The sequence below is a fragment of the Rhizobacter sp. AJA081-3 genome, from assembly GCF_017795745.1.
Lineage (GTDB): Bacteria > Pseudomonadota > Gammaproteobacteria > Burkholderiales > Burkholderiaceae_C > Piscinibacter.
On record NZ_CP059067.1, the window covers coordinates 3,957,325 to 3,979,115 of the forward strand.

16 protein-coding genes are annotated in these 21,791 nt (G+C 61.3%); 1 reads left to right on the plus strand and 15 read right to left on the minus strand.

What is annotated here, in order from left to right; translation table 11 throughout:
- Positions 1-355 precede the first annotated feature (355 nt).
- The 13 genes from HZ992_RS18820 to HZ992_RS18880 form a co-directional block, all read right to left on the minus strand.
- A complete protein-coding gene (locus tag HZ992_RS18820; protein WP_209383347.1) occupies positions 356-802 on the minus strand; it encodes a hypothetical protein in 447 nt (148 codons plus the stop codon).
- Positions 803-893: 91 nt separating this feature from the next.
- The gene (locus HZ992_RS18825; protein ID WP_209383348.1) at positions 894-2,507 is read right to left on the minus strand and encodes a peptidoglycan DD-metalloendopeptidase family protein; all 1,614 of its coding nucleotides are present in this window, start codon (positions 2,505-2,507) and stop codon (positions 894-896) included.
- A 117-nt stretch (positions 2,508-2,624) separates the two neighbouring features.
- Positions 2,625-3,428, minus strand: a complete 804-nt coding sequence (locus HZ992_RS18830) for a caspase family protein (protein ID WP_209383349.1) — start codon at positions 3,426-3,428, stop codon at positions 2,625-2,627.
- On the minus strand, positions 3,428-4,066 hold the full coding sequence (locus HZ992_RS18835) for an anti-sigma factor (RefSeq protein WP_209383350.1): 639 nt from the start codon (positions 4,064-4,066) through the stop codon (positions 3,428-3,430). Before HZ992_RS18835 ends, HZ992_RS18830 begins: the two co-directional genes overlap by 1 nt.
- Before the next feature lie 9 nt (positions 4,067-4,075).
- Positions 4,076-4,660 (minus strand): RNA polymerase sigma factor, encoded by a 585-nt coding sequence (locus HZ992_RS18840; protein ID WP_209383351.1) that lies wholly within the window; start codon positions 4,658-4,660, stop codon positions 4,076-4,078.
- Between the two features lie 57 nt (positions 4,661-4,717).
- On the minus strand, positions 4,718-5,161 hold the full coding sequence (locus tag HZ992_RS18845) for a hypothetical protein (RefSeq protein ID WP_209383352.1): 444 nt from the start codon (positions 5,159-5,161) through the stop codon (positions 4,718-4,720).
- Between the two features lie 130 nt (positions 5,162-5,291).
- A complete protein-coding gene (locus tag HZ992_RS18850) occupies positions 5,292-8,372 on the minus strand; it encodes a CHAT domain-containing protein (RefSeq protein WP_209383353.1) in 3,081 nt (1,026 codons plus the stop codon).
- A 135-nt stretch (positions 8,373-8,507) separates the two neighbouring features.
- Complete coding sequence (locus HZ992_RS18855; RefSeq protein ID WP_209383354.1) at positions 8,508-10,070, minus strand: caspase family protein; 1,563 nt, start codon at positions 10,068-10,070, stop codon at positions 8,508-8,510.
- The gene (locus tag HZ992_RS18860; RefSeq protein WP_209383355.1) at positions 10,067-10,432 is read right to left on the minus strand and encodes a hypothetical protein; all 366 of its coding nucleotides are present in this window, start codon (positions 10,430-10,432) and stop codon (positions 10,067-10,069) included. The genes HZ992_RS18855 and HZ992_RS18860 overlap by 4 nt, the downstream gene beginning before the upstream one ends.
- Before the next feature lie 187 nt (positions 10,433-10,619).
- On the minus strand, positions 10,620-11,300 hold the full coding sequence (locus tag HZ992_RS18865) for a flagellar basal body-associated FliL family protein (RefSeq protein WP_209383356.1): 681 nt from the start codon (positions 11,298-11,300) through the stop codon (positions 10,620-10,622).
- 73 nt (positions 11,301-11,373) lie between these two features.
- Complete coding sequence (locus tag HZ992_RS18870; protein WP_209383357.1) at positions 11,374-14,526, minus strand: tubulin-like doman-containing protein; 3,153 nt, start codon at positions 14,524-14,526, stop codon at positions 11,374-11,376.
- Positions 14,527-14,528: 2 nt separating this feature from the next.
- On the minus strand, positions 14,529-15,272 hold the full coding sequence (locus HZ992_RS18875) for a DUF4384 domain-containing protein (RefSeq protein ID WP_209383358.1): 744 nt from the start codon (positions 15,270-15,272) through the stop codon (positions 14,529-14,531).
- A gap of 60 nt (positions 15,273-15,332) precedes the next feature.
- Entirely contained in the window at positions 15,333-15,833 is a 501-nt protein-coding gene (locus HZ992_RS18880) for an OmpA family protein (protein ID WP_209383359.1), read from the minus strand.
- A gap of 700 nt (positions 15,834-16,533) precedes the next feature.
- On the opposite strand from HZ992_RS18880, the gene HZ992_RS18885 reads away from it, so the two are divergent.
- A complete protein-coding gene (locus HZ992_RS18885) occupies positions 16,534-18,459 on the plus strand; it encodes a caspase family protein (protein WP_209383360.1) in 1,926 nt (641 codons plus the stop codon).
- A gap of 751 nt (positions 18,460-19,210) precedes the next feature.
- On the opposite strand, the gene HZ992_RS18890 is transcribed toward HZ992_RS18885, so the two are convergent.
- The gene (locus HZ992_RS18890; RefSeq protein ID WP_209383361.1) at positions 19,211-20,599 is read right to left on the minus strand and encodes a peptidoglycan DD-metalloendopeptidase family protein; all 1,389 of its coding nucleotides are present in this window, start codon (positions 20,597-20,599) and stop codon (positions 19,211-19,213) included.
- Positions 20,600-20,710: 111 nt separating this feature from the next.
- Positions 20,711-21,739 (minus strand): trypsin-like serine protease, encoded by a 1,029-nt coding sequence (locus HZ992_RS18895; protein ID WP_245213512.1) that lies wholly within the window; start codon positions 21,737-21,739, stop codon positions 20,711-20,713.
- Between the last annotated feature and the right edge of the window lie 52 nt (positions 21,740-21,791).

A 21,791-nucleotide genomic window follows, 5' to 3' on the forward strand; every position in this document is an offset into this window, starting at 1 on the left:
TCGAGCTCTCTGGTGCCAACTAGGCAAAGAGACGTTTGAAGACGCGTTCTGCATCAGTCGCAATATATTGCCGTCCTCGCGCACCATCAACCGCGCGACGAGTCTTTCGGCCCCTGCCGTGTCCGCGAAAGACTCGGGCCGCGCATCGCCCAAGACCCGAAACTCTGTCCCCCACATAGGCAAGCTGAGCCGCGTCTAGGCCGAACGTTGTATCTCGCCATGAACCGCCGCTCGGCAGAGTCCTGCTGATCACCCAATCTCAACGTCGACAAACCTGGGATCGGCGGGAGTCGAATCGTGCCTCGCCGAGCCCGGAACCTTCCGCCGGGAGGGCTCATGGTTGGGAACGCAAGTGTCAGTCTTCCTCTGACTCCCAACAGTCGCGAACGTCTTCCAGCCAACGTGCAAATCGCGCGGGCTCACGTTCCAGGAGCGCAAAGCGAGCGCGTGTCACGCTGAATCCCGCACTCTCCAATGAGCGCTGCATGACCGCTGGCTTGCTCATGTTGTGGCTGTGAATCAGCACCGGGACCCAGCGCGGAACGCTGCGCTGAATCAACGGCACCAGATGACTTGCCGAAAGCATCGAGTCCGTCGTTGTCAGGAGAGCGTCCGACAGATCGTGATCCAGCAGCACGCCCGCCACGCCCTTGGCGCCCTGGAGCAGCATGCCCATCGCCTGGCCGCCTGAGCGGGCGACGACCAGCACGAACTCAGTACCCTCAAGCCAGCGTTGGAACGCCTTGATGCGCCCATCGTCATCCTCGATCAGGATGAGGCGCGGTTTCAGCTTAGGCACCATGGGGCTCACCTCCAGCACTTGCAGTTTGAACGACCCACCCCGCCGCCAATGTGCGGGCTTTGGGGTGGGTCAGGCAGTTGCCACGCTCGACTTACTGAATGGTTGTGGCGCCCCACACCTCAAAGGTGCCGGCATCGAAGAGAACCTCGGCCTCCCCCGTTCGTGCGTCGATGCGAAGGAGTCGGGCACCAGAGAAGGAGTAGAAGCTGTCCAGTACCGCAGTGGCCAGGCCGTACAGCCCCGAGTACCCAACCGGTCCGATGACCGTGGTGGCGGCCGTTGAGGGATCCAGCCTGACCAGTTCGCCAGAGGTTGCGGTCATGTACAGGTCCCCGGCCGCGGTGAACTCAAGGTCACCGAGAGCCGTGCGTGTCATGCGCCCCACCTCCGTGGCGCGCGCCGTCGCCACGTCAACGGTCACTAACCGGTCTCCACCTGCACCCATGAGCGTGCCGTCCCTGCGAAACGTCAGCGCTACCAGGCTCGCTCGATGGCTGCCGATGTAGGTGGTCTGAGCGGTCTGCAGATCGATTCGATACAGGTCATTGCTGGTGACGCCATAGAGCACTCCCGAGGGCGACAAGGCTATGTCGGTCATCACCACCCCCATCGCTCCGATCGTCCTGGTCTGGCGAGAGACCGGATCGACGACTCGCAGGACTCCGGTCGAGTCTCCGATCACGATCTGGCCAGACGCTGCACTGGACGTGCGCTCCATAAACGTGGCCTGGCGAGACTTCAGTTGGCCGGCCGAGTTGTGCCCGTAGTAGATGACGAAGTGCAGATGGTTGGGCACGACACCGCAGTCGCAGGCATTGCCGATGCGACCTATTCGCGTCAGGGACGTCACCTCCTGGCCCTCGACGACCTCCACATCCGACATGTGCAGGTAGCCGCTCCACCATGTCAGATCACCCGACTGATGCTCGATCAGTACCGCGCCCGACACCGCTCCCGGCGCCACCGTGCCCGCGTAGCTCACCACGCGACCCGCAGCGACTGCAAACACGGGTTGCCCCGCATCCAGATCATCTGGCAGGTTGATGTCCCAGGCCAGTGCGTCATTGGAGCCAGAGATGCCGCCGGCGTCGCGGTGATAGCCGGTTCCATGCTGGCACAGAGTCCACAGCCCAATGGCGTTGTTGCAGGCGATGTTGTCGGCCGCGGTCACGCGGTAGGCTCCTTTCACCGGCGCTGTGACCTCCAGCGGGATGAGGCGGGGATCGACCACCCGGAATTGCGCTTGCGTCGACTGACCATCGGGATTGGTGATGGTCACGGTCCAGTCATCAGCGTCCTCCATAGTGGTGACGCGGATGCGCAGCAGGTTGCTGCTGTCAAACGAGATCTGGGCGGAGGGTAGGCGGTAGTTCACAACGCCCCGCCAAGACAGCGAGATGCTGGCCTGCCCCGAAAGATTCGTCCCCGAGATCGAGATCTCCTGCTCTCGGCTGGAGCCAATGACCGAACTCGGGTTGACTTGAGACACGCTGGGAGCAGTCGATGGCGCCGCCGGCTCTGGTTCATCGCCGCCGCCGCCGCCACCGCACGCTGCGGCCAGAAGCAACACCAGCGCGAAAAGTGCGTAGCGTCCCCATCGCCACAGAGCAACCAGGGCCAGGGCCCAGGATGAAGGGCTCGACCCGAGCCACGCCAGCCGCGGCGCGTACGGAGACGCCGCAGCCCAGTTTTGTTGGACGATCATGTTTCACCTCATGTAGTAGACCCACCGCCAACCGCCGCGACATGCGGCGTTGGCAATTGGTGTCTGTGAGGTGCGGGTCGCCGCCCTTTTCAGCCTAGGGCTAACACTAATCTGCGACTACTGACCGCATCGACCTTGAGGGTCCGATGCAAAGCAGAAGTCGCCCATCAGACTGCTGGCCTCCCAGGGGACTTGAAGCTGCTGGGTCTCTCTAGCGACAGCGATGCGAACACGCTTGAAGAGCGTCTCGACCGTCTGCCCCGGCACGGGCAACCCCGACAGCAAGTGCTTGGTGAAGACGCTATGCGGCTCATTGCTGGTGTCCAGGGACACAGCGCCGGGCGCTGTGGAGTACGCGATCAGAGTGCCATTGGGCGCATCAACCTTGGCCAGTCCAGGCTTGGCCAGAGAGCGGGTGCGGAAGCGCCGTCCCGCTGCGTCCACGGCCGGCTGATTGAGGAACGGGTTGTTGCGACAGGCATCGAGAATCAGCACATTCATCCCGCCGCGCAGTTCGCTCAGGCGCTCGAGCAAATCAGCGACATCCGCGCTCTTGCGCTGCACCTCCTCTTCGCTCTGAAGATCGGCATCCACGGGAAGCAGGAAGTTGCGTCCACGGACCTGAGCGCCATGGCCTGCGTAGTAGAAGACGCGCACGTCGTGAAGCCGCGCCTGGATCGAGAACTCCTGCAGCGCCGAGATGAGATCCCTGAACGAGGTGTCCTCGTGGTGAATGACCCGAAAGCCGAGCTTGCGCAGAGATGCTGCAACTGCCCGAGCGTCGTTCGCAGGATTCTTGAGCGGCTCGGTCCGATATGCCGAGTTGCCGATCACTAGGGCAAGGCGGCGTTCCTGCGCCTGGGCCTGGCCGACCCAGATCATGGTGGCAAGCGCCAACAGAATGCCGCACAGCCTGGGCATCACTCTTTCACCGCGGGCAATGCGGCGATCACGGTGACGGCATCCACGAACTGACTATGGCGAAGTTGCTGAGCTGCCCAGTCTGTCTTGCCGGGCTCCAGGAACAAGTAGTAGTCACCCAGTTGGGTCGGTCCACCAACGATGGTCGCGCCCAAACCCACCACAAGGAATCGCATGTCCTTCTCGGTAGTGTCCGTGCGAAAGCTCACCTTGATGAACGGACCGGGAGGCGCGGGTCGCGTGGCCGTCGCACGCACATTGGAATAGTCCTCGCCCCGGTCCAGCACCAGGTGTCCAATCAACGCAAACTGGGTTGCGATCACGGCCACGCTCGCGAACACTAGTCCTCTTGGCTCCCGGAGCCACTGCGGAATGAGCCCGATCACCCGGTCCACCAGTGACGGTCCAGGCGCCTCTGCGGACTTAGCATGAATGCGCCGCAAGGCCCTCTCCACGCCGACGTTCGGGTCTGGGGTGGGGATGTAGTCTTGCAGGCCCTTGGCAACCAGCTTCAAGTATTCGAACTGGCTGCGCAGTTGCTCGTCTTGGCTCATGCGGTTCTCCAAGTCTCGCCGCCCAGCCTCATCGAGTGACCCTGCGATGTAGGCATTCATCTGATTCAAGGTGTTCTCGTTCATGTTTGGCTCCTACGGCTTATCCGAGAGTCCGAGCTTTCGCCGAACGCAGCGGGTCACGTTGAGCTTTGCGTGATGCAGTCGCGTCTTGATCGTGCCAAGCGATATGGCAATCACCTCAGCGATCTGTGCGTCTGTCAGGCCGACCTCCAACTGCAGCATCAGGCAGTCGCGATGCGCTGTGGTGAGTTTGGAGACACAGTCTTTGAAGAAGTCGTCCCGTTCCTTGGCCAGGACGATCTCAGCCGGCCCCATGTACTCGCTGACGAGCGGCTCCGTGACTTCATCGATGTCGACTTGATCCTCATGCCGTCGCCTCGACCTGAGTTTCATCAGGACTCGGCGCTCTGCTATGCCAAAGATCCACGTCGATACCGTGGAGCGCCCCTCAAACGACTTGGCCGACTTCCAGACTGCCTCGAACGTGTCAACGACGACTTCCTCGGCGTCCTCTTCCGATCGCAACTTGTTCCAGGCGAAGCGAGCGATGATCACATTGAACTTTGGCATTAACTCGCCCAGGGCACGCTCATCGCTCTGTCCGATCCTGCGAAGGAGACCTCTGAGGTACTCCTCATCGTCGATGTGCTTGTCCATAGGTGGGCGAGGTGAAACAGGCGGTCTGGGACGCGTTCTGCTGCTAGCAAGGCGCGCCTACGGCATTACCTGCCAGGCACTGCCAGGGCTGAACGAGGCCATGCAGTTGGGGCACGTCTTGCTGTGCGTGGGGATACGGGCCTTGCAGCTCGAACACGTGCCCATGGTGGTGGCAGCTGCTTGAGCGGGGTCGCTGGCCTTCGTGATCTCTGGCATACGGGCCCCCTGCTCCTTCGAGCGGGTGTTCCGCTCGATCTGGGCCTGGCACAAGGCGGTCTGTGCCTGAAGCTTCAGGATGAACGCCTTCTGCTGACCCAGATAGAAGCCCAGTCCGGCGCCAATCAGGACACCCAGCGTCGCCCCCAGCCCCTTGAAGGCAAAGTACCCCGCCGCGAGTCCGATGGAACCGTAGATCAAGGTACTAATGGCGACGATCGTGCCGGCTCGGCTGTACAGATCATCTGCGAAAACGTCAATGACGGATGCTTCGTACTTCTGCATGAGTAGCTCCTGTGAGGCTGAAGTTGCTGCCGGACATCGGCTCTCGTGTGGTGCGCCTTCCAGCCCTGTGGTTCAAACAAGCTCTCGCCTGCATCAGTCCGGGGCCGACGGCACGAGCCGGTCCGGTCGACTACCGCGCTGCCCCCACTGAACGTCGCCCGTCGCCTACCAGTGCATATGCAGCCCAAAAAGCCGGGTGTGACCACTCAGGGGACGTGCGTCTGGCCTCCATCAGCTCAACGGACGTCTCCTGCAGCGCCTGGGCGCGGCTCAGGCGCGGGTTGGCCGCAAAGCGCTCCATGGTCTTGGTGGTGATGGCCGCTGCGCTTTCGGACTCCACCTCCCAGTGAGTCACCAGCAGACTTCGGGCACCTGCAAAGAAGAATCCCCGCGCCAGGCCCGACATCGCGTCTCCGCCCGCCCGATCGGCAGACGCAGTGTTGCAGGCACTCAGCAGTACCCAGTCGGCATTGAGGCGCAGACCCACCACATCATCGAGTTGCAGCAGCGACGGCTGGGTGGAGCCAGGTTCGCGCGCCATGGCCAATGCCGGCTGCAGAAGACCTGGCACCTGTGCCGGCGCCAGGCCGTGCGTAGCAAACATCACGACGCCTTTCTGTGCCAATGCGCCTGACTGCGAGGCCCTTATGACGGACGAACGCGTGGCCTGGGCCCCCGCCACCACGTCCGTCTGTGACGAAGCGCGCAGCGCCCTAGCCACCGCCTGAGCTTCGGTCTTCGTCTCAGGTAGCGCAGGAAGCATCGCGCCCAGATTGGCCGGCAACTGCCCTGGACGGACTTCCAGCCCACGCGAGTCGGCAGCACGAACAGCCTTTCGCAGGGCCCGGGTGCTGGTGCCAGAACCCGTAGCGGCGCCGCTGAAGTCCGGGTCCGCCCAGGCAATGAAGCTCCCGCTGCGCACCGGGGTGGTGTTCGATGACACCGCATACCAAGACGCCAGCGAAGGCATGTGTGTCACAGCGGTTGACCTGATCAACCAAGGCATCGTCCGATAGTCGTTGCCGGAAGCCGACGGCTCTAGCAGCAGGCTGAACGGAATCGAGCCGAGCGTGCCGCTGCTGATCACCGTGAGCAGTCGAACGCCCGACAGCGGGCGCGCGGCCCAGCCCAGCAACTTGCCGTGCAAGGCTTTGGAGGCCTCCACATCGAAGGCCGGCGCCTGCACAGCATCATTGAATGTGACACTGTCACGGACCTTCTTGACCAATGCCTTGGCTTCCGAGGGACTGAGCGCAAGCATACGCTGCTCAATGCCAGTCTTCGTGATCAGCATTGCAAATGTCTGCTCGCCGATGGAAGCAAAGCTCAGGAGGCCTTCCTGAGCACCCAGACGAGCCTGAATGTCCGCCAAGGTAGGCGTCGTCGCGCCAAAGGCCTGTGCCACCGACGGAGCGCCGCGCTGGAGTTCGGTCAAGTACCGAGATAGCCGATCACTGCTGGCCGCAGCCTCAGAGACAAAGGCGGACATCTGTGCAGGATCAGCATCAGCCGAGCGGGAGAGCTCGCTGACTTTGCGCTGCGCACCTCGCGCCGCCTGCTGAAGATCTTGAAGTTGGCGCAGTTGCGTGGCCGTCACACCCGGAATTTGCTTCTGGCGCAGCGCCGCGGCAGCAATGTCGTCATCCGTGTCAGAGGTCTGAAGCAGTGTCAGCGCGTCCAGCAGATCTGCCACAGACACACCTCCACGGCCTTGCGCCGCTACCGCTGCGCTCAGATAAGCCTCCTTGACGAATTGCATCAGTGGAGGCGCGTAGGCAGCCTCACGAGTGCCGCCGGACGATCGGATCTGTCGAAGTGCGGCAGAGAATCGACGCCCAGCCTCGACTGCGCGAACTTGGTCCTGGGCACTGTTGGAACTCACTCCTCGTTTGTGATACGCGACCGCCTTCGCGCCATAGAACATCAGGACCGCTTTCCCAGCCGGTAGCCGGGAGTACCTCGACTCGATGCGCTCTAACCGCGCAAGGTGGTCGTCATAGCGATCGTTCAACGCACCAATGGACGCGATCCACATCAGAAGGGAGTCCTTGTTATACCCGTCCTGGAACTGATCAAGCGGACCGGCTTCGTACAGTGCACTCAGGGCTTCACGTGGCTGTCCCGTAAGCAATATGAGCGGCCCAGCGTTGATCGCATTGCTCACTCGCACCAATGGCGAATTGCGCTGCGACAGGATCTGGCTGGACTTCACGCGCTGGAACGCACTCAAAGCGCCCGCATAGTCGCCTGCGGCGACCAGGAATGCAGTTTCCGCCTGGCTGACCATGGCTTCGACGCGTTTCGTCGACTTCACCGCACCGGCCACAGACCGCAACTCATCGAGGTGCATACGTGCCGTAGCGAGATCTCCTCGATTCACGCTCATGTCGACAAGCGCAGACACCAACATCAGTTCCAGCATGCGCGCTGCGCGGGCGTCCTGTTCGGACAACTGGTTTGCTGACTTCAGCCAGGTCCGATGCAACGTAACGGCTCTTGAGGTCAGCGAGTATCCCGCCTCGTAGTCACCACGAATCGTCGCGAGACTGGCCCGCGATGCCATCCCATTGACGGCCAGTGCGTGGCGCATGTAAGGACGCGCCGCTGGGAACCCTCCTTGCCGTTCCACGTAGTTGGTCAACAAGCGATCTGCAACCTCCGGCTGAGCGGCCATAACTGCAGCGACAACGTGGCTACTCAATGCAACCAGGATCTGGTCTACCGATGCCGGCGGAAGGTTCTTTGTCTGATCGCGTGCGTCGGCATAGAGCTTTTGCTCAATGGTCTGAAAGTACCGGAGCGCCGTCTGCAGGTTGCCGCGCAACATCTCGGCTTGTGCAGCCATGGCGTCGAGCATGTACTGCAGGTCCGGGTTCTTGCCATGGCGCAGCATGAGGCCCCGTGCGTCCACCACGCCTTGATTGTTTCCTCTAGCAAGCGCAGCGATGGCTCTCCGCAACAGCGCCACTTCGTAGGAAACGCCCGGTGGAGTAGGTAGAGGCCTTTCCTCGATCTCTTTCAGTTCCTGTTCCGACAACTCGTCGTTCTCCATCCGCTCGGCGATGCTCTTTACTTCGTTTGCATCGACGGCTACCGAAACGCCTGGGATCTGACCCAGCACCCGATTGACTCCCGACGGCGCATTGGCGCAACCAGAAAGCTGCAGGAGTGCTGCGCCCGTCGCAAGAGCAAATGCATTGACCCATGACATAGAGTGGTGTGCAGTACGCATGTCTTTGAATCTCTATAGTGGAGCGTTCAGCGAAGGTGCAAAACGCCAAGTACTCGGTCGGGGGCAGTAGCCTCAGCGGGACTTGCCCGGCGCGTCTCCCTTGGGCGCTGCTGTTCAGCGCTCCTGGAACTCGACAAGCGCGGCACCGAAACTGTCCGAGCACTCGTCCACAGCCACCAGGTCTTTGCTGGCGAACCCCGTCGTGCAGGAAGGGCGCTGTACGTTGGCTGAACTACCCACCACCCAAGCCAGCGACTGTGCCGTTGAGAGGTCATTGAGTGTTCGCACAAAAGGCCCCTCCGGCAACGCGCGCAGGCGCGAAAGGTCCCTCGGCGAGTCAGTCACCATGACCAGTAGGCGGTTCGTGCCCGCTGGCCCACGCGACAGCAGGCGCCAGTTTGCGCGAGGCAACTGTACGGACTCTCCGGCTCGAATGCGGTTGTTCTGATCTAGGGCATTCGGAAACAGCACATAGGTGCTTGCCTGGTCGCTGCTCTGGAGAATCAGGTAAACAAAGCCACCACGAGAACTGATCACGCTAAGGTCAAAGTAGTCGCGGCCGATGCGCAAGGGCTGCGAGGTGTGACGCACAGAGACAACATGTCTCTCGTCGCTTTGAGCCACCACGCTCTCCAACGGAAAGCGCTGCCTTGCAGGCTCGGCCTGAGCCACCTGCGGCGTTGGTGAAGGCGCCGCCACGGGCGGCGTCGACAACACCGGCTCTGGCTTGCGGACGGGTTCGGCGACCACCTCCTTCAGCACGGGCGCAAACTCGGTATTGCCCGCGATGACAAGGTTCTGTCCACTAAACCGCGGGTTGCCCTTGAGTCGCTCATCGATCCGCTTCTGGACGCAGGCCGCGATCTCGGCCACAGACAGGTTGCCACTGGCATCGGTGTCTTCGGCATAGGTACTGCAATACTTCCAGGACGATGTCGCCAATCCGCCAGACTGCGGACTATCCAGCGAGACTTCGTCCGGCCGCGACGAAGACAACTGCACCACGTTTCGCCCCGGAGCTCCCCGAGTCCGGGCGACCTCGGAAACCGACCTTGTACGAACGTTGCTGATCATCCGGCATGTGGTGGGTGAGTCCAGTGCGGTGAACTTCGGCGTCCACTCTTCGGAGCCATCAGCGGTTCCGGCGCCCCGGGTCACCGAACGGACGCCGCCTGAATGGCAGGCATCAATGAAGACGAAGACCTTGTCGGCTTTGGCATAGACCGGCGCAAGGTCAGACGCGATGTCCTCCTGCGTCAGCATGCCTGACTTGGTACCGGCGTCCACGTCTGCTGGAACCAGCGCCTCGCGGCAGGTCGCGGGTGCATCTTGCGGTGCGAAGCGCGCGCCGTGTCCTGAGTAGTACAGAAAGACCCGGTCTCCGTCACGCACCCGGCCCGCTAGGTCGCGCAACTCTCTGCGGATGTTGGCGTAACTCGCCTCCCGATCCTTTAGCACCTTGAGGTTGGCTGCGGGAACGCCCATCGACTGAGCCATCTGGGTCGCATTGGCGATGTCGTGAGCGACACCCCGCAGTGGCGTGATCCTGGCGTCGGCGTAGTTGCCCACACCGATGATCAGGGCGTGCCGGTTGGCACGACCCGCTTGAGCATGAGCATGCGTCACGGTCACAGCCATCACCGCGGCCACGCACAAAGCTGCGAAAAACTTCTTCACTGCGGCGCATCCTTCACGCGGCGATACCGCATGCTGATGCCCAAGGGGCCCTCGTAGACGATCTTGTCCTGCCCCTCGAACCGGAACGTGAACGACACCTCCATGCCGCCGCCGCCAGGCACCACTACGTGCACACGATCACCGTCGCGGTCATACGCCGTGACGGGCACCTGAGACTGCAGGACGGTGGCGCTACCGTTGGTGAACTCGAGGGAAGGACCAACCGGCAATGCCGTATCCAGCAAGGTGGTCTGTTCAGCACGCCAGCGACCGAGGATCTCGTATTGGGGTGCAAACAACTGAGCCGTCGAGGGAACCATTTTCCAGGCTACAACGAGCGCCACCAGACCCAGCAGCGCCACCAGTCCCCACTTCACCAACGGCACAACGCCCCTAGTGCTCCGTGCGTTTCCCTTGGCCAGGAGTGTGCCGCCGCAATAGGGGCAGGTCCCTCCTGATCCAACGCCTGTCTGAGGCACGCCCGCGCTGGTGCAGCCCCCGTAGTTCGTGCAGGTATACGCGCGTGCCATGCCATTCGTCCCGAGTCGCCTACTTTGCCGGGTAACGGGCAATCAGCCTTTTGTAGCCATCACCCGACGTCAGCGGCTTCAGATCAACGTCGGACTCGAGCACCGAGTAGTCCCTGAAGCCCTTCTGTAGCGCGGTCTCCAGGTGAGTCAGCGCATCGCCGCTCTTGGACTGCTTGAGGCTGAGAACGGCCTGATTGACATAGATGAGCGGCTCATCGGCGAACTCCGCCTTCGCCTTGTCCAACTGCACTTGAGCGTCGGCCCACTTTCCGGCTTGCATCAAGGGGATGGCAGCCTTGATGAACTCACGTGCAATGACGACCCGCTGGTCCGTCGCCAGCGCGCCAGCCTTGATGGATGCATCCACGCCTTCCTTGGCCCTTGCGAGCTGGCCGGCGTCCGGTGCGACCCCGGACGCCGTGGCCCGCGGTGCCGGAGCAGGCGGTGCAGACGAGGTAGAGACTGGCTGGGCCTTCTTGGTCATCCAGAAGCCGCCTCCCGTCAAGAGTGCAGCGGCCATAACACCGCCAACGATCAGCACCAGCTTCTTCTTGCTGCCCCCCTCGGGGGCCTCGGACTCAAGCGGCTTGAGCTCGAATCCACACTCGCAGATCGGCTCCGCTCCGGGCGCCAGTTCGATCTCCTCCCGCGCGTCGGCCTTGGCGCAGCTCCCGTAGTTGCGGCAGATGTACTTACCCATTTAGTCCCTCGCCTATTAAGTTCGTGGAATCGCGCCCAACACCCCCATGAGGTGCATGTGAGCCCGGCTCGGTTCAAGCAAGCTTGAGCAATCGGCTCTTTGCCTCCTGGCCGTCCTGACGCAGCTTGAGGTATTCGCTGCTGCTGGCATCGCCATGCAAGATGCTGTCCTTGTAGCCGTTGATGAACGCAACCGCCTTCTTGTAGAGCGCCTCACGCGCCTCAGCCAGGCGGAACTCTTCAGAGGCGAGCATCTCCTCCACCCGCCGCTTGATCAGTAGGGCGGTCTCTGAAGGGATCTTCGCCAGAGCTTCCTTCTCGCTAGCGCCCACCGATACCCGCACCTCATACCCGTCACTGTCGGTATAGGTGCACACGATCTCCTCACGGCCAGTGGTCGCATTCTTGGCCTTGTGAAGAATTTCGGCCGCGAACGCAACCAGGAGATGAGGCACGATCGAGGCCGTCAGCGCCGTGGCCGAAGGAATGAACAGGGGTGCGAAGTCTCGAAGAGCGCCTTCGCCATGTACGAAGTACGCCGCCGAAGGATTGTTCTTGGTGAGCAGGTTGTACTTGTCCCGGAGGAACGCTGTGTGAGACAGCCAACGCACCGGATACAGGTTGTGGATCTGGTAGATCGTGACCTCGTTGTCCGGCACCCCGGTGTCATGGACCCGAACCGACTCGATGGAGGGCGGAAGCTGTCCGCGGAAAGTGTCCACCAGCGTGGACCGGAATGCACTGGCGTTGGCCGACGCCGGAACAGCGATGACGCAAGTCTCCTTCACTCCCTGACCCGGAGTGCTTGTACCGCCTCCAACCTTGGACACCTCACTCTTGTCAAAGGTGCCGTACGGAGCCGATGCCGAAACCTTCTCAAGGACGAAGTTCATCAGTCCACTGTCTTGAGCGCTGTAGGTCTGCGACAGTTTCTCGACGATGTTGGGCGTCAAAGTGGCACGTTGCGGAGGCGGCAACTGCTCCACCGCCCTGGCGGCAGCGGTGTCGCACATCGTCTCAAGCTTCTCCATCAGCGCCCCCTCCGGGAAGCGCGAAAGGAATGTAGAGAACCCCGCATCGCCCCCTAACTCATTGAAGATCGCGTCGCGAAACAGTTGTGCATCAGCGTTCTGCCGCGACTGATCGGCCAATAAGGTGTCGCGAATCGACTGCAGCGGTGTCAGATCAAACAGCTTTGTCTTGTGTTCATATGCCTGCGGATCCACCGCTGCACGACCCGCTTGCGACTGCAAGCGGGCGTTGAACTGTTGCTCGAACTGGCTTCCAGTGCGCTGCATCCTCGCATAGAGCTCGGTTATGTCGGACAGCAGTCCGTTTAGCTCCCGAAGAACCAAAGGCAAGAGAGACTGGGCAAAGGTCCAGCCCTCAGCATTGGTACGGTGAATGTGCTCGACGGTGAGATGCTCCTTTGCCGCGTCGAACAAGGCTTCCCGCTTGTTGCCCAGGTACTTTGACAGCAGGCCCACGCCCGAATTCTCTTGAATGACGGCTGCAAGGGCCTTGCGACTCTGATCGGCTCTATCGGTCAGCGTCGCCACGGCGCCTGGCGCGGCCTTGAGCTTTCCGTCCACGTGGCGAATGAGCGCCTCAAGCAGGGCCTGTAGATCTGCTATGCCGTACTGGCCGTTGCGCCAGGTCGTGAAGAGCTCCTTCTCGACAGCGCCTCGCACCTGAGCGGCCATCTGCGTGACGGCCTGGCTCTTCTGGAGAAAGAAGTTTGCGATGCCTGCCGATCGGAACCCTTGCGCCTGAATCTGGTTGAGTACCGCCTGCAGCGCCGTGATCCAGCCCTCCTGCTTGGTGTCACTGGCCTTGATGTCCATGGCCGCAGCATTGGCGACTGTGGGCCAGAACTGCACGAACGGCTGCCAAGTCTGACGCCCCGCCGGATTGATGCCGTCAGTGGGCAATATCGGGCGAGAAAGCGTCAGATGCTCGTCAGACAAAAGCCATCCGCCCAGCTTGGCGGGGTCGGAGACTATGGCGTTGAAATCGATGTTCTGCTTGCGATCGATGTAGCCAATTCCATTGGCCCAGTGATTGAACAGGAACTGCCTCGACGCACGATGAGCGTAGTGGTAAGTAAAGTACTCGTGAATCTCTTCAGTGGGAACGACGAGCCTTTGGATGCCGAAGGTCAGGAATCGCTTGGATCGCTCATGTTGGTTTGCGCCGTCGACGGACGGTTCGTCGGCAAAGTCACCGTTCTCGGCGTTCTCCGCTCTGAGGACCTCGGAGGTCTGTGCCGAGACGGTCTTGTGAAAGATGAAGTCCGCAATGATCTGCGGCATGGCGTGCTCTGCATCGATCACTCGGCCTGCCATATTGCGGTTCTGAACTAGGTAGGCTCCGTTGAACGCCGGTTGGGCAATATTGATCGGGCTTCCGTCGCCAGCAACATCTGCTGGCCGATAGGTGCCAGCAACCATCGCGTTGAGTTCCACCAGCGATGCAAAGCCGTTGGCATGGTAGAAGCCAGAGTCCCACCCCCCAGGCGGCAACTGTTCGGGCAACACCAGGTAGAGCAACACACGGTCATCTGAGATCTGATCGCCGCGGGTGCTGCTGCCAGAAAGCGCATTGGACGCTAAGTGTTTGCGCACTTGTGCCACGGCGTCGACGATGGCTCCGCCGCCGGTACCGCCAGCGATGCCGCAGCAAATGTGGACGGTGATCTGCTCCTGTCGGGAGGCGGTGGACAGCGCACGCTTGAGTTGCTGACAGGCGCGGATGAAGTCAGGAGCGCTGTGGGCGAAGAGAAGACGGCCGTAGCGCCGGCGCTGTGCAGCAGCCTGCGGATTGACGTTGTCGTCCAGGAACTTTCGCATCTGAGCCATGTCGCCGAGCCATGACTTCAAGTTCGGGTAGGAGTCCAGATCCTCAAGGATCGGCTTTGTCGCCATACCGCCAATCTTCAATGTCTGGCGACGCTCCAACTGAACAGACTTCCCGAGGACACGCCAGGACGGGTCGTCCGGCTTCATCAAGGCGCCGTCGCTGTCGACGTAGAGAAACTCGAAATGCGTGCCGGCCAGCCTGTCCTGCGGCGTACTCGCGAGCGTCTTGCGGATCTCGCGAATGATTCGGCCACCAGTGCCCCCCAAGCCGACGATCAAGTGATTTCCGGGCATTTCGAGACTCGCTTCTTTGCGTTGTGGATTGATAGGACACTGCGACGAGAGCAGATGCCCTCGTCGAGTCAGCAAGACTACTGGTGGTCGAGCACGAGCCTGACCATGACCTTCGGCTTCGCGGGCGTGCCACCGGGCTTCATGGCGCTTGGCTTGACGGAGGCGTAGGCCGCTTCGCTGTCTTCCTCGAACACGAGGTCCTTGCCTGCGAATTCGTTCGCCACGCTGGCCACCGATTGCTGAACAGGTGTGGATCCCTCAGCCCGTTGAACTTGGGCAATTCGACCCTCGCCCAGGTCAATGGCAGTCAACGGCTCGTCGGCCAGGACGGCCCACAACACCTCCTTGCCGGGAGCTCCGTCAAACTTGAAGTAGCCCGTGGGCGAGGCGGGATACTGGTACCGGTACCCCGCTTCCAGGGTCGCGGGCTCCCCACGCCTGGGCGCAAGGATCTGTACCTTGCCGGACGAACCGACCGTTGCGAGATAGAAGAACCCGGACCGGTTTGCCGCAAAGGACAGCTTGATCCGATCTCCGGTCTTGAAGGCGTGGCTCGGCTTGACCTCTCGGGTGCCACCATCGGCCGCCACCAGGAGCACTGATGCTCTCAGGGCGAGCACAGGGGGTGCCTTGCGAGGTGCTGCGACAACTTCCTTCGGGGGCGCCGACGTCTTGCTGGGGACGCTGACCACCGCCCCACTGGCGTTGTAGAACAGCGCCTTCGCACCCAGATCATCGGTCGCCTGCTGGGCCAGACCCGCCACGGGAGCCAGCGTGATGCCAGAAACCAGCAGCGCGGCCAGAGTTTTCAGTGTCGACATGGTGTGCTCTCCAAATTGATGCTCTCGTGGGGTGCTGTCGCCATGCCAACAGTTCAATCGTCAGTCGATGGTTTCAAACTGAACCCTCCGATTGACCGCACTGCGGGGGTCCGAGGGATCCAACAGGTCATCGGCACCCTTGCCGAGGGCGGCGAGTCGCTCGGCTTCGACGCCATGGCGGGCGACCAGATACGTGCGAACGGCCTCCGCCCTACGCTTGGAGAGTGCCAGGTTGTAGTCGGCACGGCCCGCAGCATCGGAGTGCCCACTAACTTTGAAGCGGGCCGTTCGGAGCGCGGTCGACTGCAACGCACTGCCTACTGCGTCAAGCTTGGCCAGCGCATCGTCCGTCAGCCGTGCCGAGTCGAACTCGAACTGCAGTTGGATGGACAGCGCGCGTCGCGGCGGCGGAGTTTCGGGCGCTGCGAGCTGCCCGTCGGCAGCAACAACCGCTAAGCCTCGCTTCTTGCGGGTTGTCCCGGAGCTCGAGGCCGCCGCGGGCGCGGTCAGGGCGTTGACCACGTCCTGAGAGGTGAACGCTCGATCGCGGAGGTCGACCACCCCTGTCTGACTCGACTCCGCCACTACCCCGGTTGCCAGGCAACAGGTCAAGCAAACGAGCAGAAAATGACCAGATAGTCGCATCGGTAGCACCTTTTGGCTCAAAGGAGCCTGCTACCTATGTGGTGCAGACTGCCCTCCCACAGTTCACCCTGAGTGCGTCAAGGCGACATTTGTAGCAGAGTATTGCGGCTAGGCGCCAGATTGGGAACTCCCTCAATTCAGCGATGCCCAGGGCAAACCCTGGGGCGTGTTCTTGCTCAGCCGGCACTGGGGGAAAGTGCAGCCCTGTACCGTTGCGTGGCCGTGGAGACGCAACTTGCGCCCAACGTGTATCGCTAGCGGATTCCACACCGCGCGTCTCAGGTGAATCCCGGGGTGGGTGCGTCGCATAAAGTGACTTAAGGGAGATCGGCTCCCGTTGCCGACAGTTCTCGGTGCGGTGCACCATGAGGAGCCTTTCGGCGTGCGTCAGGGACCCCGACATGGGGCCGCCACTGGGCTCTCGGTGCACGTTCGTCGGTTGAAGCGTCCAACTGCAACCCCGGGGCCGGGCTCCTTCAGTCCCAAGGCAGTTCAGCAGCCTGTGGCGATCGATGTGCCAATGCCGACAACCGATTGAGGGGTGGGCCAGGGCAAGGGAATGCTGCATGATCCAGCGTCAATGTTGGCTATTTGTTGCCTGAAGGGGGGGCGAAGCATGATGACTGAGCGTCTGAAGTCGAGCGCATCGCTTACGGTGCTGGCAACTCTGCTTGCGGGATGTGTCACTCCGGCCAAGGGGCCTACGGCTGAGGTACAGATTTACACCGCCCCTGTCGATGCTCACGTGGCGGCAGTCAAGTCGATCGCTGTAGTGCCGTTTGAGCGCGATCAGTCTGAAGCCTTCAGTCGGTCCGTGGAGACCGCGATCGCCAATGTCGCGTTGACCGACAAGAGCCAATCAAGACAGAACACCGTATCCGTTGTCGGAGCGGACCGGACACGCTCTGTCGCTCGCAGCATTGGCGATCAGGCTGGTCTGACGAGCGCTGCAAAGCGACTCGGCGTGGACGCAGTACTCGCAGGTGAGGTCGCATCTGCCTTGAGCAAGTCCGAGCCTTACAAGGAAACGAAGTCTGTATGCGCGCGTGAAGTGACCAAGCAGGACAAGAAGGGGCGCAACTATCAGGAGTGCCAGAGCTACACGGAGGTCGCGGTACCTTGCGTCAAGAACTCCGCCTCGGTCACAGTGAACTACAGGCTGACGTCTGCCACTGGCGAAGTACTTATGAGGAAGACAGTACAGGCGAACGATGCTGACTATGCTTGTGAGGGAAAGCGAGTCAGACCGCAGGCTACCGAGGGAAATTTCTTAGACCGGTTGGCGGCCAATCTAAACCGTAACATCGGCGGCCCGATTACGAGTCCGGCGGACTTGCTCAGCAACGCCTATCGGTTGGCAGGTGAACAGATCAAGGACCAGATTGTCCCGGGACAGAAAACGGTCAAGATCGAATGGCTGTCGAACGGCGATGGCATCAACGATGCCCGGGCCAAGGAGAAGTTCGATGGTGCGATCAAGTTTGCTGCCGCCGGACGCGCTGACCGGGCTTGTCAGGCGTTCCGCGATGTGTACCTGCAGGAGCAGCAGTCAGTCTCGTTGCACTACAACGTCGGACTGTGCGACGAAATAGACGGGCAGCCTGAGTTGGCGTTCAAGCGGTATTCGACCGCGGACAAGATGTTGACCTCGCCCAACCAAGCCGTATCGGCCGCGGTCCTTCGGGTCCAGCAGCAGGTTCGAACGATTGATGTCCTTGCGGACAAAAGGCCTGACCTCCTCGATGCGACGGCCGTGCCGCGGACTGGTTCACGAAAGACTGTGAACCCGATTGCGGCCAGTGCAGCGGGCATCGATCCGAAGATCCTTGCGGCGATGCAGTCGGAACGCCGAATCGCACTGGTTATTGGCAACAGTCAGTACCGCAGTGTTCCTGTGCTCCGCAATGCATCAAAGGATGCGCGGGACATCGAGGCTGCACTGAAGTCGCTTTCATTCAATGTCATCAGCGGCTATGACCTGAACCATGTGCAAACACTCCAACTGCTGAATCGATTCAAGAGCAACCTTCGCAAGGGTGATGTGGGTCTGGTCTATTTCGCGGGGCACGGCATCTCGATCGAGAACAGCAACCTGTTGCTGCCCATCGACTTTCTTTCGAGCTACGCCAAGGATGGGCAGCTGGCGCGCAGCAAGGCACTCGACATTGAACAGGTCCTCGCACCAATGATGAAGTCAGCGGGTACACGGTTCTCGATGATCGTCGCTGATGCGTGTCGAGAGGTGCCTCAGATCGCCAGTTCATCGCGCTCGATTGCCGCTGGCCTGACGGCGCCCAAGACCGTGGCGACTGGGTCGCTGATCATCTATGCGGCTGGCGCGAACCAGACGGCTGATGATGGTGATGGGGAAAACGGTCTCTTCACAGCCAATTTCCTCAAGGCCATCAAGACGCCCAATGTCAACATCAAGAACGCGATGGAGTGGGTGGCGAGTGCTGTATCCGCAGAGACGAACGGCCAGCAAGTGCCGTCCATCTACGCGGAACTGACAGGCGAGTTCTACTTCGCCGTCCAGCCGTAGCCCGGGGTGCGCGCTCGGGCCGCGACGTATGGTCGTTCAGCCATGGCAGCCATGGCGTAGCCTTCCTTAGGCTTGCCTAGCGGTAGTTGGCACCGACTGCCGTAATGCAGCGACCCATGTGCGGCGTATTGGAGCCAGCAACAGGTGGGTAAAACAGCTTCAGATTGCGTGCCACACTAGTTTATGAGACCTGACGGCGAGCTGTCGAACGGCAAGGTACGGGAGACGCGGGGGCGGTGCGCCACGCGCTAGTCGTATTGATGGGGCGAGTCAGAGATTCCTACGTCCGACTAAGTACAGGCTGATCTGCATCAGCCTACCGGGCGGCGAACGATCATGAGGGGGCCCACGACCCACCCGCCCCCAATGCCTACAACCTGCACTGCGATGGTACGCAGTCAAAAAGGCAGCTTGGCTTGTTCTGCTCACGCTCGAATCGCCTCCCCTCGTGTCACCGCTGGTCCGAGAGCTCCAGAGTTCACCAAAGGGCGCCGTGTTCTCGCCCGGCGCCATAGCACGAGTACGGTCAGCACACGCTTGCGGCCGTCGGAGCCTTCCAAACTTCTAAGCGGTCGGAATTGTGGCTCCGAAGACCGCCAAGCTTCTTAGATTCGAGTGGCCGAGTGCCTCTGGCGTCCGATGACGGCTCACATCCAGCGCCCTCATCGTGCGGCGATGGGTTTTACAGATCCACGCCGATGCCAACCAACCTTGCGTGCACTGCGACTTGGGAGCACTCCAACTCGCCGACCTACGGCGTCGCGATCGTCCAGCCTGTAGCGGTGACGATATCGAAGGCCTTTTTTGTCGCTTCCTTGACCAACGAAAGATGCAAGTGAGTGGATGCAACGTTGCAAACAACGATATCGCAGTTGTAGCCGGCATTTCCGCTACAGCCAACACGTCCAAGGACCGTACCGGATAGGACGCTCTTCTTGTCGTTGGCGAGTTCTGCGGCAGTGAAGTCCTGTAGATGTCCGTAGAGGAAGAACCAAACGTCGGCCCCGTTCTTGAAGACTAGCGTTACGCGGTTGCCAAACTCAGAACCATCATCCTTGTAGTAGTAAGCTGTCCCTTTCAGCACAGCAACCACCTTAGTTCCGACTGGCGCATACAAGTCAACGCCATCGTGATCCTTTGGACCTGGCCGAACACCTTGTCCAAAGGTCGAGTAACTCGGTTTCCAAACACAGCCTTGGTACATAGCCCGATACTCGCCGGCATTGTCTGTCGGCAGTGCACCGCCTGATTGCGACAGGGGAAGAGCCTCGAACGGCGTAGCTCTGACCGCGACGGACGGGGGGGGCGCTGGGTCCACCGCGTATGTCGGCACGACTCGCCCACTCGACAGCATCTCCGGCTCGTCGAAGCTCAATTCACTTGCCTTCCTCCGACTGCTCTCTGTCAGCCCAGAAAGACGAACACGAGCGCTGGTCGCCGTAACCTCAACTTCAATTGAGCCACCTTCAGGCATTACGACGCGCCACGCGTCAATGCCAGTTTCGATACCTGCCGAGAGGCTTCTGATCGCCGTGCGTAGAAGCGACCCAGCGCTTAGAGATAGTTGCCGAGGCTGCTCGAACGCGAGCATGGCGGCGGCGCTTTCAAAGAGGGCGCGAATCTCGTCGTTTCGGGCTGCCGGCACCCCATTGCGGTCGGATTCCTGCGCCGCGGTTGTCCAATCCAGCTTTCGGCATGCGTCTACCAGGTTCGTAAACCTTAGCAGGCCAGCCTTGCCGAGGTTGAAACACAGATCGACAAGTGCCTCCTTGGCAGGATTCGGGAAGTCTCGATAGTCGGCGAAGATCGACTTCAGGCTCGTTTCGCTCCCGCCCAAATCGGCAGTCAGCACACTCTCCATATCGGTAGCCGACATCTCAAGAGTTCGAAAGGTCTTGTAGTAGCTGGCTGGTTTACCCGGAGTCTGCTGCAACATCAGCGCATGTTCTGCCTCAATCTGAGCGACAGTGGCCGCCTTTCCAACGGCGACAACGCTGAAGGGAAGCTTGGCCGCTGCCGCCGCCGACGGCAACATATGTCCCGTCCCGACGGTCACTTTCCCAGCGGTATCGAGGTACATGTATGGGACAGTACCCTCGAACTTCTGAGCGCGTTTGGTCATCTCGTTGGTGATGGTCATACGTGGTTCTCCAGAGGTGGCTCGGCTTGGCCGAGATGGTCAAGGCGCAGTTCTGCCCGAAGTGAAATTGAACCGGTGCGAACTCCTGTTGGTAGTCCAAATCGTCTGTGATCAGGGCGGCCGAGGGTGCGCCGCGCGGTAGGGCGAGGAAGGCGCGTTCGCATCGGCGCTGAAGTCCTTGCGCGGCTTCAAGGTGTAGGTCGTCTTCACATCCGGCAACGAAACCCATGGGCCAACTCTCTGCGGGTTGGCGATGAAGTCCTTCAGCGTCGAAGCGATAGTTGAGTGTTCGGTGACCGGTGGTGTCTGCACGTGGGCGGTGGACAAGTACGTTATTTGCTGGTCAGGACCCGGACCGCCCCAGAGCGCCGCAAGTAGGGGCCGCCGATGGTCGGCAAGGACGATTCCGCTTCCGGCGAGCGCATCGGCGTCGGAACCCGACCTGGCTGCGCCGAAGTCGCCGCACCACTGCCACTTCGGTGGACCCACAATGCCTGAAGGGGCACACGTGTTGGGAGTCGTAGTTGTCCAGGCCGCCGTGAGCGGCACGGCGTGCCGCATGTAGATGACTGCATTCCTCGTCGTTCGTTGTGCCCACCTCACGAACTCAAACGGCACGAGTCGTTTCGGCGCGTCACCCCCCGGCGCAAGCGACTCAAGCAGGCGTTCGTTGGGTTCGGCACCGAGCACTCCGATGTGTTCATTGCTGTGGCTCACGCTGTGGTCCAGCTCGAGCACAGCGAGATCGGCGCTGCTCGGCGGCGTGACGACCGGCTCGAGTCCTTCGGCGATGTCCTCCTGCTCGAAGGCAGGCTTCTTCCAGCAAGCCCGCGGCGGCCCGCCCGGCCTCTCGTGGTAGACCCACGCCCCTGTCACCGGTACAGATTGGCCGTAACGGGAACCAGTATTTTCGCGAAGGAACGCCATCATCTCGGGCAGCTTCAACGAGGCGCCGCACACACAGGAAGCCGCGGTCAACACCCAGCGCTTCGCAACCAGTGTTCCCTGGCAGAACGCTCCCATACGAACCGAACCGGCCCACGGGACGAGCAGCGTGACGTGCCAAGGCTTATCGTGTGCGAGCAGCGGAACGTCATTCGGTTCAGCTTCGAAAACGACCAAAGGCTCGCCAGTGAGCATGCGGCTCACCGCCGCGCGCCACGGCAGCGGCTCTGGCAAAGTAGGCGGCTCC

Bases quoted from the DNA above. Each gene is read 5' to 3' on its own strand.
- HZ992_RS18865 (WP_209383356.1), bottom strand. From the start codon at position 11,300: ATGGGTAAGTACATCTGCCGCAACTACGGGAGCTGCGCCAAGGCCGAC.
- HZ992_RS18895 (WP_245213512.1), bottom strand. From the start codon at position 21,739: ATGCTCACTGGCGAGCCTTTGGTCGTTTTCGAAGCTGAACCGAATGAC.
- HZ992_RS18885 (WP_209383360.1), top strand. From the start codon at position 16,534: ATGATGACTGAGCGTCTGAAGTCGAGCGCATCGCTTACGGTGCTGGCA.
- HZ992_RS18835 (WP_209383350.1), bottom strand. From the start codon at position 4,066: ATGAACGAGAACACCTTGAATCAGATGAATGCCTACATCGCAGGGTCA.
- HZ992_RS18820 (WP_209383347.1), bottom strand. From the start codon at position 802: ATGGTGCCTAAGCTGAAACCGCGCCTCATCCTGATCGAGGATGACGAT.
- HZ992_RS18890 (WP_209383361.1), bottom strand. From the start codon at position 20,599: ATGACCATCACCAACGAGATGACCAAACGCGCTCAGAAGTTCGAGGGT.
- HZ992_RS18825 (WP_209383348.1), bottom strand. From the start codon at position 2,507: ATGATCGTCCAACAAAACTGGGCTGCGGCGTCTCCGTACGCGCCGCGG.
- HZ992_RS18845 (WP_209383352.1), bottom strand. From the start codon at position 5,161: ATGCAGAAGTACGAAGCATCCGTCATTGACGTTTTCGCAGATGATCTG.
- HZ992_RS18840 (WP_209383351.1), bottom strand. From the start codon at position 4,660: ATGGACAAGCACATCGACGATGAGGAGTACCTCAGAGGTCTCCTTCGC.
- HZ992_RS18850 (WP_209383353.1), bottom strand. From the start codon at position 8,372: ATGTCATGGGTCAATGCATTTGCTCTTGCGACGGGCGCAGCACTCCTG.
- HZ992_RS18875 (WP_209383358.1), bottom strand. From the start codon at position 15,272: ATGTCGACACTGAAAACTCTGGCCGCGCTGCTGGTTTCTGGCATCACG.
- HZ992_RS18830 (WP_209383349.1), bottom strand. From the start codon at position 3,428: ATGCCCAGGCTGTGCGGCATTCTGTTGGCGCTTGCCACCATGATCTGG.